The following is a 12,435-nucleotide window of genomic DNA, read 5'->3' as shown; positions in this document are numbered from 1 at the left end:
ATTGAAAACAAGAAACTAAGACCAACTGGAGGAGAATACATGCTTACACGTCGTTTCATTCTGGGTGCGCTAAGTGCGGCCACCTTTGCCGTCCCGGCATCCATGTCATCAGCTGAGGAGGTATATATCCCGCTGGTGTCCAAAGGCTTCCAGCATCAATTCTGGCAGGCGGTGAAGTCCGGCGCTGAACAGGCTGCTGATGAATACGGTGTCACCATCACGTTTGAAGGTCCCGATAACGAAACCATGGTGGATCGCCAGATTGATATGCTTGCGGCAGCATTGGCGAACAATCCCAAGGCCATCGGATTTGCTGCACTGGACAGTCAGGCGGCTATTCCATTGCTCAAGCAGGCCAATGAAAAAGGCATTCCGATCATTGCCTTTGACAGTGGCGTTGACAGTGACATTCCTATTTCGACTGCGACCACTGACAACCTTGCGGCGGCAGCGTTGGCTGCTGACAAGATGGCCGAAAAGATCGGCGGCGCAGGTAAAGTGGCCGTAGTGGCCCATGACCAGACCAGCCGCACCGGCATTGATCGACGCGACGGTTTCGTCAACCGTATCACCGACAAATATCCGGACATCGAAGTTGTCACCATTCAATACGGTCAGGGCGATCATCTGAAGTCGACCGAGGTGACCAAGGCAATTCTGACGGCAAACCCCGACCTCAACGGGATCTTTGGCACCAATGAAGGTTCGGCCATCGGGGTTGTGAACGGTGTGCAAGAGCTGGGTACAGAAGGTCTTGTCATTATCGGGTATGACAGCGGTAAGGCCCAGAAAGATGCGATCAAAAGCGGACTGATGGCGGGCGCGATCACTCAGAACCCAGTGGGCATCGGGTATGAGACCGTCAAAGCCGCGGTGGCTGCGATGAAAGGGGAAGAAGTGCCGGCCCTGATCGACACTGGGTTCTACTACTATGATGCGTCCAACATGGATGATCCAAAAATCTCGGCCGTGCTGTACGACTGATCTAAAAAACCTGCTTCTGGCCATCTCAGAACCGATGGCCAGTATGCAAGTCAGAACCCCTGTATCAGCATATCGATGGCCGCTGTGATCTGCGCAAAATGATCATCGAGATTGCTGATCGGCGTTTTCAGAATCCCGACCGGTACCGCTGCCATGAACTGTGTCGCCATGACATGGGGTTGGCCCTTGATTTCGAAGATGGGATTGAGCCGGGTGGCGGGAGCAGGAGCGGTGATGTCGGGCAGCAGAGGCACAACAACGCGTGTGTTCAGCCCGCTCAGCAGATCACATTGCACATCGAGAAGATAACCGTCACCAGACGGGTTGGGGAACACGTCGTTTTTTGGCATCAGAACTGCCGATATGTGTCCAGAGGCAGACCGTGACGTTCAACATATGAATTCGAGCTTTCGATCGCGGCTTTGTTTTCGGCTTGCCAGCGCTCAGCTTTCGCCGTGGCAACAGCGGCACGAATGCCGTCTTCAGCCGCCCGGGACAGGTTGATTTTCAAATCCCGAGCCTCGGACAGCATTTCGCCATCCAACGAAAGGTTGGTCGGTTTACGTGACGGGGCATTCATGCGGGTAACCTCCGGTTCGTTTGAAGATACCAGCACAAAATATGCGCGTCAAATATGCGCATAAAGAATGAAGGGCAGAATGCCCTGCCCCGAGGTTCGCCCGGATTACCGAACCACTGCAGTTCTGATACGACCTGTACGGAACTTGCCATCCGTCGGTTCTGTTGGAAGAACATGAGTCGCGGATACCGAGGGTACCCTTTTTTCAGCGAACAGAATGCAAGGATAGCCTTCAGTTCTTTCGCTGCGCGAAAGTGCAAAATCTGCCCTGCCCCGGGCAGAGCGTGCGTGGGGCAGGGGGTGTGAGTACGGGATCAGAACTCAGGATTACTCGGCTACTTCTGTAGCAGGCTCGTGTTTTTTGAATTGCTGATCGAACAGGTTGCGGAAGCTGCCGTTCTTTTTCATCAACTCGTCCAGATTGCCCTGTTCCACGATTGAGCCATCCTGAACTACGATAATCTTGTCTGCTTCCAGAACGGTCGACAGGCGGTGTGCGATGACGACGACGGTCACATCCTGTGTCAGAGAATCCAGCGCTTTTTTGACAAGCGATTCCGACTCGGCATCCAGCGCGCTGGTCGCCTCATCCAACAGCAGGATTTCGGCTTTCCTCAGAATGGCGCGCGCAATCGCAACTCGCTGTTTCTGGCCGCCTGACAGGAAGGTACCGTTTTCACCAACTTGCGTATCGTAGCCATCCGGGAGTTCCATGATGAACTCATGCGCATGGGCGGCCTTGGCCGCGGCAATAACGTCTTCATTTGTGGCGTCGGGCGCCGAGCAGCGCAGGTTGTCCATGATCGATGTCGAAAACAGAAATGTATCCTGACCGACATAGGATATTTTACGCCGTAACGAGGAAAAGCTCACCTCGCGCAGGTCCTGGCCATCAATCTCGACGCTGCCCTGATCAGGGTCGTAGAAACGCATCATCAGGCCAAACAGCGTGGATTTGCCACCGCCGGACTGGCCAACAAGCGCCGTGGTTTTGCCTGCCTCGAAGGTGACATTCATGTCTTCAATCACCGATACCGCGCCTTGATAGCCAAAGGTCACATTGCGCAACGCAATCTGGCCTGGGCCTTCGATCAGGTCATGGGCTTCGGGGCTTTCCACCATTGTGTCGTCCTGATCCAGCAGACCAAACAACATGCCGACACCAACCATGTTGGTTTCGATCTGAACGCGCATTTTCGACAAGCGCTTGGCCGGTTCATAGGCCATCAGCAAAGCGGTAATAAAGGACATCAGCTGACCTGCGCTGGGCTGTTCACTGCCCGCGATGCCCATGGTGCTGACAACAAGCACACCAGCTACGGCAAGGCCCGCCAGAAATTCCATGAGAGGGCTGGCGATGGATTGCAACTTGGCGATGTCGTTGGAACGTTGTTCGACTTTCCGGATTGCAGTGTCCATGCGGTTGATCATGCGGTCTTCGAGCGAGAACACCTTGATGACCTTGATCCCGGCCGAGGTTTCTTGCAGCACGCGAATGATTTCCGCCAGAGATTTGAACTCGGCCTGCATGATCGAGCGCACGCTTTTCAGCAGGTAACGCACGCCCAGCAGGGCAATGGGACCTACAACAAAGAACAACACGGACAGAACGGGTTGCTGATACACCATGACCACAACCAGTCCGACCAAAGTCAGGGCGTCACGCACAAATCCGGTGACCAGCACATCGATCAGGTTTCGGGCTGCCTGCGCGCCGTTGGTCGTACGCATCAAAAGATCCGACGATTCATTGGCCGAAAAGAATGAGACGCCATGTCTGAGAAGTTTACGGTACACCCGGTCCTGCTGCTCTGCCACGATCCGGTTGCCCGCGCGAGCAAGGTAGATGGCCTGGACATACGAGGCGACAGCCTTGACCAGAAACAGGGCCACGACTCCAAGCGCGATGACATGGGCCCACCCCTGCAATTCCGGGCTGGTCATTGCATCGACAATGTACTCCATCATGTATGCAGAGCCGGCTGTGGTGACGGCCACAGCGATCATAGCAACTACCGCAATACCGTACAGCCCGCCTTGCGCGTAAAAGCTTTCACCTACAAGGCGGCCCATATAGCCTGATCGCCACTTGTTCCAGGCGCGCTTTATCATTGCGTTCTCCAAAATCGTGAAACTGTGCGCACGCTCAGATAACCTATATTTTGTCGGGCCTAAAGAGCAGATGCTAAGCTGCGGCAGAGCGGCCCATCCCGACTGTCTGAGCTGTGAGCCCGCTAAATAGTGGTTGGGAAGAGTTCGGACAATAGCTGTGATCAACAATAGAAACAGCAGATAATTGCCGGCTTACTTTCTAGTGGTCCTGGAGCTCAACGATGAGTTGAGGGTCAACTCTCTTGCCGTAGCAGGCACAAATTGCTTCGTAGCTGATTTTATGTTATTTTTCGTCAGGTTGACAGGCTATCGATTTGTCGCTGTCGCAGCCACGAAGCACATGTAGATGACGCGCAGGTGGGTTTTTGCCGATTTGCGCAGAAAACCGTCTGAATGGGAAAAGTTCAAGTTTTTATACCTTGTACTTGACTTTTGAGGATCATAGTAACGCCGCAGATTTATTGGTGAAGTCATAGTGTCAATCCAGGCAGTCATACTTAATCTACCCAAAGATGTTGAACGGCGCCGTACGTGTCAGGAAGAACTGGAGCGTTGGGGGCTGAGTTACTCGTTTTTTAGCGCGATTTCCGGCGACCAACTGGAAGAGATGGGTCTGTTGGGCGCGTATGATGTGAATATGAACCGCAGCAAGTTCAAACGTCCTCTCAGTCGCAATGAAGTTGCATGCTTTCTAAGTCATCGCCGAGTTTGGGCATTGATTGCCGAAGCGAAAGATCCCGTGACCATGATTCTGGAAGATGACGCGACTTTTGTGCAGGATCCCAGACCATTCCTTGACGCGCTGAGCGAGCGTTCCGAGTGTTTCGAAGATGTCATGATCAAGCTTGACGGTGTTTCGGGCAGGAACCTGAAAGTCCTTACCTCTGTTGCTGACCAGAGCCTGCAGTTATCAGATAAACTTCCACCCAGAACCACCGGTTATGTCATTGGCCGGCGTGCGGCAGCCCGTCTTGCAGCGATGGAGGCCCCAATTGCTCGGCCAATTGATATTGATCTGAAATTCTACTGGGAACACAAGGTGCCGATTCTGACCTTGCGCAAACAGATGGTCGACGAGCGCCAGTCGGCCAAAAGCACTATCGAGGTACAACGTCAGAAAACGAAACCCGGTTCCTCTGTGGACAGGTTTTGCAGAAATCTTCTGTATCAGATCAAATACACCTACGGTCGTTTGAGTCATCCTCTGAAACCGGACACGATTGAAGGGCTTGGTCCTGTACTGCGTCCACAAGGTCGGGTACGAAACTGAGTATGAAAAAGAACCTTGTAGTTGTCCGTGCAGGCGCTAAGTCGCTGCATCATAAGTGGCAAAGTCTGACATACGATGATCGAAACTTTGATTTGCTGGTCAGTTTTTTCTCCCAAGAAGCCTATGACAACTTTGTGCCCGAACCAGGTGTGGAAGCGGTTCTGGTCAAAGGCGGGAAATGGGACGGGTTGCATCGGACTCTCGCAGACAGGGACCTTTCGCAATACGACTATTTCTGGTTGCCGGACGATGATCTCGATATCGGTGCCCGCGATGTGAACCAGTTGTTCACGGCTATGGAGATGTACGGTTTGCGAATTGCGCAGCCATCGCTCAGCCCGGACAGCTATTTTTCCCATTTCGTGTTCAGCCAATGCCCCGGTTTTACATTGCGATACACGAACTACATCGAGATTATGGCGCCCTGCTTGCATCGCGAAATTCTGCTGAAGGCGCTCCCGTTGTTCAAGAGCACGATGAGCGGTTATGGACTGGACTATATCTGGTGCCGCTGGGCGGAAGCCGGGGCTTTCAGGGCGGCTATTCTGGATCAAATCGCAATGCATCACACTCGTCCGGTCGGAAAGAACCTGAAGGTTGCGATGGCGGAATCTGGCAACCTAAGTTCCGAAGAGGAAGAGGCGCTGCTCAAGGAGATGTTCGATCTGTCCCGGCGCACGGTTCCGGTTGTCTTTGCGGGGATTTTGGAAGATGGGCAGCCTGTATCTGGCCGGATACAGATGGGCCTGCGCATGTGTCGTACCTGGATGTCGAAATTGTCCGAGTTTCGGAATGCAGGAGAAGCGCGGGCGGGAATACTGAAAATTGCCAGACGACAGCTTGTTAAACCGTTGGACATGACAACGATTAACCTGAAGCCGTCAGGGGCTGGAAACTGAACATGGCCGAGTGGCCTACCTGAAGAAATCAAAAGCTAATTGCTGCTGTCTGGCACGTAGATAGCGTTGAACCGCGAGGACTGTTGGAATGAAAACTGGGCGTTTTTTGATGGTTGGAGCCGGGCTTTCCGGCGCAGTGATCGGTCGCGAGCTGGCCGAACAGGGACACTCGATTACAGTTGTCGATAGCCGCGACCATGTCGGTGGAAACTGCCATACAGAACGAGACACGGATACCGGGGTTATGGTGCACGTCTATGGCCCCCATATTTTTCACACTGATGATGAAGAAGTCTGGCAATACGTGAACCGCTTCGCGTCGTTTCTTCCATATAAGAACCGGGTGAAGACCACGTCCCAAGGGCAGGTCTTTTCTCTGCCGGTCAATCTGCATACCATCAACCAGTTTTTTGGTAAGACCATGCGTCCCGACGAAGCGCACGCGTTCATCACGCAAGAGCAGGCCGACGTTACCATCGCAGATCCGCAGAGTTTTGAAGAACAAGCGCTACGGTTCGTTGGGCGCGACCTGTATGAAGCGTTTTTCAAAGGCTATACGATAAAACAATGGGGCTGCCACCCCTCTGAATTGCCGGCATCGATCCTCAAGCGATTGCCTGTACGGTTCAACTATGACGACAACTACTTTTTCCACAAATTTCAGGGTATGCCCGAGAGCGGCTATACCGAAATGATTGCAGGTATCCTTGACCATCCAGGGATCACTGTTCAGCTCAATACGAGCTTTGACCGCAGTATGGCGGATGGCTTCGACCATGTATTTTATTCCGGCCCTCTGGATGGGTATTTCGACTATGAGCTTGGGCGTCTTGGCTACCGCACTCTGGATTTTGAGAAATTCACTTATGATGGCGATTTCCAGGGCTGCGCTGTGATGAATTACGGGGAAGAGTCTGTTCCCTATACTCGCATCACGGAACACAAGCACTTCGCGCCATGGGAAACGCATGACGGATCAGTATGTTACCGTGAATACTCCCGCGCGGCGGGCCCTGATGACATTCCCTATTACCCGATCCGCCAGGTGAAGGAGAAAGCGCTGCTGAACGAATATGTCGACCTGGCGCGTCAGGCAGAGAAAGTCACATTTGTTGGGCGTCTTGGAACCTATCGCTATCTGGATATGGATGTCACTATCCGCGAAGCCTTGGATACAGCGAACGCAGTACTGGCCGAGATGTCTGACGGAAAGGCTCTGAAGCCTTTCTTTGTGTCAGTTCTTTAACCGGCGAGTAGCTGGGCATCGGCTGTATTTTGACGATATCTTGCGTTGAGGCGAGTCCAGAGGAATCGTTTCATGCGACGTTTCAGGTTTTTAGTCGATGTCTCAGCCCAGGGTGTTTGATTTCGGTGAATCCAATAGAGCTCGTAATAAGGGTTATAGCATTTTAGGTGCCAGGGCTTTCGGGAATCCGTGAAATGCAGGATCCCGGGGTTTTTGGCAGCCGCTGCCGCCTGATCATCGGAATAGGAAGGATCAAGTTCGTTTTTCACATAGAGGCGGTTGTTCGTATTCCATCTCAGGTCCAGAGGTGCCGTAGCGTTTTCAAAAACGATGTTCAGCAGGTCCTGATCCTGTAATGTAATGAACTCGCCTTGGTCTTCGAAAGCTTTCAGTACTGCACCTTTCAGGTCCATTTTACGCAAGCCATCAATGTCGAAAAGCAAAATACCGGCATTGAAGTATTTGTGTTCCACGCCCAGCCGTAGTCGCCGGGATTGCAGTACACCGCCTTCATCCGGGGCAGCTGCGATCAGGCAGCCCTTCATGTCGGTGTTCCACAGGTCTTCGACAGGGGCTACTGCCAGAGTATCGGCATCCATGTACAGAATGCGATGTACCTGATCCGGCAGGTATTTGTGCATGATCAGGCGGTAATAGGTGGTCAGTGAGATATGTGGCCGGTTCATGGGGAGCCACAAAAGCGATTCCACAGGAATCGTAACGAACGAAATCTTCGCACCGAATTTGTGTGCGACATTCTCTAGTTTGGAGCGTGATTCCGAACTCAGATCACCTTTGTTAAGAATGTAGCCGTGATAACGGTCGGGCTTGTTCGCGTTCAGCAAAACGGAATGCAACGCAGTCGCTGCGTGTTGTGTGTACCCTTCGTCAATGGCATAGGCCAGATTGATCGGGCCGTCATCCGATGACGTCACAGACGGTGGTTGCGAAAGCCGGGACTCAACGTTGCCAAGGGCCGCATCCAACCCGGATGGATGGGGGGGTTTTGCTGCAAAGGCAACTGGGCGTTCTTCAAAGATCGCGCCGCGTGTCGATTGTGCATACCGAAAATAGGCTTCGGTCAGCCGTTCAGCAAGAAATCCGATCACACGGGACTGGTAGGTATCGTAACCCGAAGTATCGATCTTGCGCTCTGCTTCTTCGAGAACTGAAAAAATCCAGTCTATGTATTCAAAAAACAGCTCACGCTTCATGATGAAAATGTTGCCGAACCGCGTTCTTGTATCCTTCAGTGCCTGAAGAACATACGGGAAGATTTCTTCATTTGCCGTGCGGCAAATATCGAGACAAATGTCCAGATCCTTGGCGAAATGGTCCCGTGCGTACATTGCTGAATTTGTGAGTGGATTATCTGGCAGGCCAGCTGGATGAATGCGATAGATCGGGGGCGTAAGGACATCTGCCTTGGTCATACGCTCTCGTATTACCTGATCATCCCAGGCGAATTTCGCATAGTCGTCTTTGTCTGCGAGAACAAAAGACCTGTCCCTTTTTATTTTTTGAGAGAAAGACAGCAGCCGGCGGTAGTGCATCAAGCCGTAGTAGTCGGCGTCGACGTTGTGCCGCATCCAGTACATCGCCGTAAGTTCGCACCATTGTTTATTTTTGTCTGAGATGTTGACCCCGCTATTATCAGGGATCGCAAAGTCCAACTGGTGCTGAGCCAACGCCGCCCCAACTTGAATGGGTTGCAGCACCTCGGTTTTGATGACGGGGGCCTTTTTGTGATAACAAACGCCGACGAATATATCTGTTTTGATCATTTTCTTTGCCTTAACACCTAACCGATTGCTCAGCACAATTCGGATTTGGCCAATTGACAGGGCGTGGCAAAAGTCGGGGAACTCTAACCAGCAGCTTGCAATTAACTCTTGATGGCGCATGCACTAAGAGCATAGGGGACTGGCGTCAATGCCACCCGGTCGGGTTGGCGAAATGAGGCTTGTGGTATGGGTCATCTGCTGGTTTTTTTTGACCTCAAGGATTGATGGTCGGATAATTTCGAAAGATTGGATCGATACCTTGCAGGTCATTACCTGTTTCCTTCGGGGGGCGAGGTTTTGAGCTGGCGCTGATCGGAATTTGGTCTCCATTGATTCGATTGGCATATTGATTTGGCCTCAGACCAGCGAGCTGTTTCAGCAAGAGTTTCTTGAGCATCTTTGAGAAACGGTCAATTTCCGCGTGACTAATCAGACCCTATTATTCGACTGTATCGGGTGAACATGACCTGTCCGGACGGTATGTCCGCTCGAAAATCAGCCGCGCGGCCTGGCAGGGCGCGGTAGAACTGGCGCAATCCCGGTTCAATATCCTCAGCCTGTTTTTCGCAGCACTGACACAAATGCTCGAGACTGCCCTGAGGATTTCGGGTTCTCAACGCTGAGATCAACTCACTGTGCTGAGAACGGAGCTTTTGGAACCCAGGGGTATTCAGCAAAGAACAATCCCCTACCAGAACATAAACGGGTTCAGGGTGGGCTTTACCCTTCAGGTCAACATGGCCGGCCTCTAAAAAAGCCAGGTCATGTTGACCAGCTTGATAAACCCCGCCTGAGACGACGATGTCATAATCGACTGTTCGACAGCATTGTTCGATCCGCGCCGAGACATTCACGACATCTCCGATTACCGTATAATTGAACCGTTTCTGCGACCCTATGTTACCGACGCAGGCCTGCCCTGTGGCAATACCGGTCGCCAGCGCAATGGGTTTTCGGTTCCGCATGATATCGGATGCATTGAAATGCGCCAGAGCACCCCGCATCTTGAGCGCCGAAAGCGCCGCGCGGCATGGATGGTCTGCAACGGGCAAAGGTGCGTTCCAGAAGGCCATGATAGCGTCGCCAATAAACTTGTCGATCGTGCCACGCTCAAGCAGGATCTGATCCCCAATCTTGGAAAACAGCGCATTTAACAAGGAAACAAGTTCTGTGGCCGATGCGGACTCGGACAGAGCGGTAAAGCCTCGGATATCCGAAAACATCACGGTGATTTCCTGGCTCTCTCCGCCCAATTGCAGCTGGTGGCCCGAATTCTCCATTTCATCCAGGATTTCCGGGGCTACGTAATGCGAAAAAACCTTACGGATTTCACGCTTTTCGCGCTCGGTCGATACGAAAAGATACCCCGCCAGCAGACCAAAATTTGTTATTCCGCCAATCAAGGGGAACGTGGCATCAAACAGGACCGACTGGTTTTGAAAAACCAGCCAACTGATGACGAGAACAGCTGCGGCGGCTACGCCGCCAGCAATAAAGGATGCGACGGCGCCAAAGCTGGACATGACGGCAATCACCACAAGTCCAAGAAACGCAAAAGCAAGTAATTCCTGCGCCGCAGTCACGTCAGACCGGCTGAGCATTTCATTGGTCAGGACCTGTTCGATCATCTGGGCGTGAATTGAAACACCAGGGACGCTTTCGCCAAGAGCCGTTTGATGAATATCGAATAACCCGGCAGCGGACGTTCCGATCAGGATTATTCTTCCCTCGATTTCGGATCGCAGCTCGGGGTCCTCGGAACCTTTCATGATATCGTTGGCTGAAATGTAAAGGTCAGGAGAGTCTCGCCTGTACTTCAGCCAAAGCTCGCCATTCTCGGTCGTCGGCAACCTGTATCCCTGGACTTCGACGGCCAGCATGATGCCCGCTTCGTCAGACGCGCCTTCCACTATAATATTGGTTTCGCCCAGAGCGACCCTGAGCGCTTCAATCGCCAGGCTTGGCAGCGGCCCGTCTGGCCCGTTCCAAAGAACCGGCGCGCGCCGCACGATACCTGTCCCGCCGATGGGCGAGACATTGACCCCGCCAACACCTGCCGCTACCCGATCCAGCGGTGGCGCGATTGGGGTCCAGTGGGGTACCGAAATCAGACCAGCGGCGGGGCTCTCCCCAAATTCAATGATTCCCGCTTTGGACGTAATGGGTTCACCTTCCGCCGACAAACGCGCGGCTACGCCCAGAACCACGGGCCAGTAGGCAATTTCCATTGCCAGCAATACATCATTGTCCAGCTTTTCCGCATGACGTTCCACTGTCAGGACGCCTGCCAGAGACGGATCTTTCAGAAGGCGGGACGGGGAATACCGATCGGGCTCGGCGAACAGCATATCGAACGCAATCGTCGCGGCGCCGTAGCCACCCAGATTCTGAACCATTTGCGCTACCAAAGTTCGGGGCCAGGGCCATTGTCCCCAGTTGGCAAGCGACGTCTCGTCGATATCCACGACGCGCACGGGGAGCTCGGGATTAAACTCCCGAGGAGACAATCTTTGTAGAACGTCGAAATAGATCAGGCGCGTCATTCGAACGGGATAGGGATCCCACACTCGGATGAAGCACCCCAAGAGGATCAGGCCCAGCCCCACAAGCCGGAAGGCCCAGCGTCCGTTCCTGGATTTACGCGCCTTTTCGCTCACACCATCCTCCGGGGAATTGGAACTGAGGCTGCTTACTCAAAAGCGTTTCCTGAACAACTTCTATTCAAATTCTTCCCGTGCGGGTTCTTCCCGCTCTGGTTCCTCTCGTTCCGGTTCTTCTCGCTCGGGTTCCTCACGCTCTGGCTCTTCCCGTTCAGGTTCCTCGCGCTCTGGTTCTTCTCTCTCAGGCTCCCCACGGTCCGGCTCGTCTCTGTCCGGTTTATCATTTCCAGAAGGCGATGGGCCTGGAGAAGGTTCTGAACCCGTATCTCGGGCCTCACGCCGTTGCGGAGGGTCTCTGCGGGATTCCGACCTGTCAGGCCGAACACGCCGTATGGGCGCGGCATCACCCGAACAGCCTTCAACCCGCACCTGCAAAGGAGGCAACAGCCCTTCCTGAGACTGAATAAATGGAAACCCGCTTTTCAGCGCTTGTTCATATTGTGCCTGATCGGCAGGCCGTCCGACATTGCCGTTCCCGCTTGTGGCGTACATGCTGCATTGACGCCCCGAAGTTCTGCAGGAGCCCTGACTGCCGCACATTCGGACCGTTCCCTGCAGGACAAGCATCGCGCTCTGTTTTTCCGATACCACCCACATGTCGAACGTCGTGCCGCGCACTGCCATTGTCGCTGACGGTGTCCTGATCGAGTATGCCCTCTTTCGGCTTTTCCCGGAAATGAACCGAAAACTGCCACCCAACGCCTGAACAGCAAAGCTCTTGGCTTTGCGATTGCCACGCAACATGGTCACATCCAGCACCATGCGCGCGTTGGGACCAATGGCAATCTTGGTGTCATCCACAAATACGATTTGGATCACTCCTGTCCCATCCGTGGTAAGCGCGTCGCCCGATGTGACCTCCATTCCGGAATGAACGGGTTGTGCTTTCCCCGCGCGAAT

General features: G+C 53.3%; 11 protein-coding genes. 4 read left to right on the top strand and 7 right to left on the bottom strand.

Annotated elements, in window-relative coordinates:
• The first annotated feature begins 39 nt into the window (after window positions 1-39).
• On the top strand, window positions 40-984 hold the full coding sequence (locus tag ACR0K5_RS13720; RefSeq protein ID WP_480630210.1) for a substrate-binding domain-containing protein: 945 nt from the start codon (window positions 40-42) through the stop codon (window positions 982-984).
• A gap of 50 nt (window positions 985-1,034) precedes the next feature.
• Here ACR0K5_RS13720 and ACR0K5_RS13715 read toward each other — a convergent pair whose 3' ends face one another.
• The 3 genes from ACR0K5_RS13715 to ACR0K5_RS13705 all read right to left on the bottom strand — a co-directional run bounded on the left by ACR0K5_RS13715 (window position 1,035) and on the right by ACR0K5_RS13705 (window position 3,676).
• Complete coding sequence (locus tag ACR0K5_RS13715) at window positions 1,035-1,334, bottom strand: CcdB family protein (protein WP_480630209.1); 300 nt, start codon at window positions 1,332-1,334, stop codon at window positions 1,035-1,037.
• The gene (locus ACR0K5_RS13710; RefSeq protein WP_480630208.1) at window positions 1,334-1,564 is read right to left on the bottom strand and encodes a type II toxin-antitoxin system CcdA family antitoxin; all 231 of its coding nucleotides are present in this window, start codon (window positions 1,562-1,564) and stop codon (window positions 1,334-1,336) included. Before ACR0K5_RS13710 ends, ACR0K5_RS13715 begins: the two co-directional genes overlap by 1 nt.
• Before the next feature lie 327 nt (window positions 1,565-1,891).
• Window positions 1,892-3,676, bottom strand: a complete 1,785-nt coding sequence (locus ACR0K5_RS13705; protein ID WP_480630207.1) for an ABC transporter ATP-binding protein — start codon at window positions 3,674-3,676, stop codon at window positions 1,892-1,894.
• A gap of 475 nt (window positions 3,677-4,151) precedes the next feature.
• Here ACR0K5_RS13705 and ACR0K5_RS13700 point away from each other — a divergent pair, with 475 nt between their 5' ends.
• From ACR0K5_RS13700 to glf, 3 genes are all read left to right on the top strand, one after another.
• Window positions 4,152-4,946, top strand: a complete 795-nt coding sequence (locus ACR0K5_RS13700; RefSeq protein WP_480630206.1) for a glycosyltransferase family 25 protein — start codon at window positions 4,152-4,154, stop codon at window positions 4,944-4,946.
• Window positions 4,947-4,948: 2 nt separating this feature from the next.
• A complete protein-coding gene (locus ACR0K5_RS13695) occupies window positions 4,949-5,845 on the top strand; it encodes a hypothetical protein (protein WP_480630205.1) in 897 nt (298 codons plus the stop codon).
• 88 nt (window positions 5,846-5,933) lie between these two features.
• The gene (glf, locus tag ACR0K5_RS13690; protein ID WP_480630204.1) at window positions 5,934-7,091 is read left to right on the top strand and encodes a UDP-galactopyranose mutase; all 1,158 of its coding nucleotides are present in this window, start codon (window positions 5,934-5,936) and stop codon (window positions 7,089-7,091) included.
• On the opposite strand, the gene ACR0K5_RS13685 is transcribed toward glf, so the two are convergent.
• The 4 genes from ACR0K5_RS13685 to ACR0K5_RS13670 all read right to left on the bottom strand — a co-directional run bounded on the left by ACR0K5_RS13685 (window position 7,088) and on the right by ACR0K5_RS13670 (window position 12,399).
• The gene (locus ACR0K5_RS13685; RefSeq protein ID WP_480630203.1) at window positions 7,088-8,875 is read right to left on the bottom strand and encodes a DUF4422 domain-containing protein; all 1,788 of its coding nucleotides are present in this window, start codon (window positions 8,873-8,875) and stop codon (window positions 7,088-7,090) included. The two genes, glf and ACR0K5_RS13685, sit on opposite strands and share 4 nt — an antisense overlap.
• Before the next feature lie 214 nt (window positions 8,876-9,089).
• Window positions 9,090-9,272, bottom strand: coding sequence for a hypothetical protein (locus tag ACR0K5_RS13680; protein WP_480630202.1), 183 nt, complete (start codon window positions 9,270-9,272; stop codon window positions 9,090-9,092).
• Between the two features lie 28 nt (window positions 9,273-9,300).
• Window positions 9,301-11,532, bottom strand: a complete 2,232-nt coding sequence (locus ACR0K5_RS13675; RefSeq protein WP_480630201.1) for a CHASE2 domain-containing protein — start codon at window positions 11,530-11,532, stop codon at window positions 9,301-9,303.
• A 60-nt stretch (window positions 11,533-11,592) separates the two neighbouring features.
• The gene (locus ACR0K5_RS13670) at window positions 11,593-12,399 is read right to left on the bottom strand and encodes a FecR family protein (RefSeq protein ID WP_480630200.1); all 807 of its coding nucleotides are present in this window, start codon (window positions 12,397-12,399) and stop codon (window positions 11,593-11,595) included.
• Window positions 12,400-12,435 lie beyond the last annotated feature (36 nt).

Source organism: Ruegeria sp. AB9, assembly GCF_056542585.1.
Note: the sequence above shows the minus strand (reverse complement) of the source record. Positions and strands in the feature narration are given on the sequence as shown.

What these genes read in the sequence shown, in the direction of transcription:
- ACR0K5_RS13670 (WP_480630200.1), bottom strand. Translation starts at nt 12,399, where the DNA reads ATGGAGGTCACATCGGGCGACGCGCTTACCACGGATGGGACAGGAGTG.
- ACR0K5_RS13680 (WP_480630202.1), bottom strand. Translation starts at nt 9,272, where the DNA reads ATGCTCAAGAAACTCTTGCTGAAACAGCTCGCTGGTCTGAGGCCAAAT.
- ACR0K5_RS13715 (WP_480630209.1), bottom strand. Translation starts at nt 1,334, where the DNA reads ATGCCAAAAAACGACGTGTTCCCCAACCCGTCTGGTGACGGTTATCTT.
- ACR0K5_RS13685 (WP_480630203.1), bottom strand. Translation starts at nt 8,875, where the DNA reads ATGATCAAAACAGATATATTCGTCGGCGTTTGTTATCACAAAAAGGCC.
- ACR0K5_RS13710 (WP_480630208.1), bottom strand. Translation starts at nt 1,564, where the DNA reads ATGAATGCCCCGTCACGTAAACCGACCAACCTTTCGTTGGATGGCGAA.
- ACR0K5_RS13695 (WP_480630205.1), top strand. Translation starts at nt 4,949, where the DNA reads ATGAAAAAGAACCTTGTAGTTGTCCGTGCAGGCGCTAAGTCGCTGCAT.
- ACR0K5_RS13720 (WP_480630210.1), top strand. Translation starts at nt 40, where the DNA reads ATGCTTACACGTCGTTTCATTCTGGGTGCGCTAAGTGCGGCCACCTTT.
- glf (WP_480630204.1), top strand. Translation starts at nt 5,934, where the DNA reads ATGAAAACTGGGCGTTTTTTGATGGTTGGAGCCGGGCTTTCCGGCGCA.
- ACR0K5_RS13705 (WP_480630207.1), bottom strand. Translation starts at nt 3,676, where the DNA reads ATGATAAAGCGCGCCTGGAACAAGTGGCGATCAGGCTATATGGGCCGC.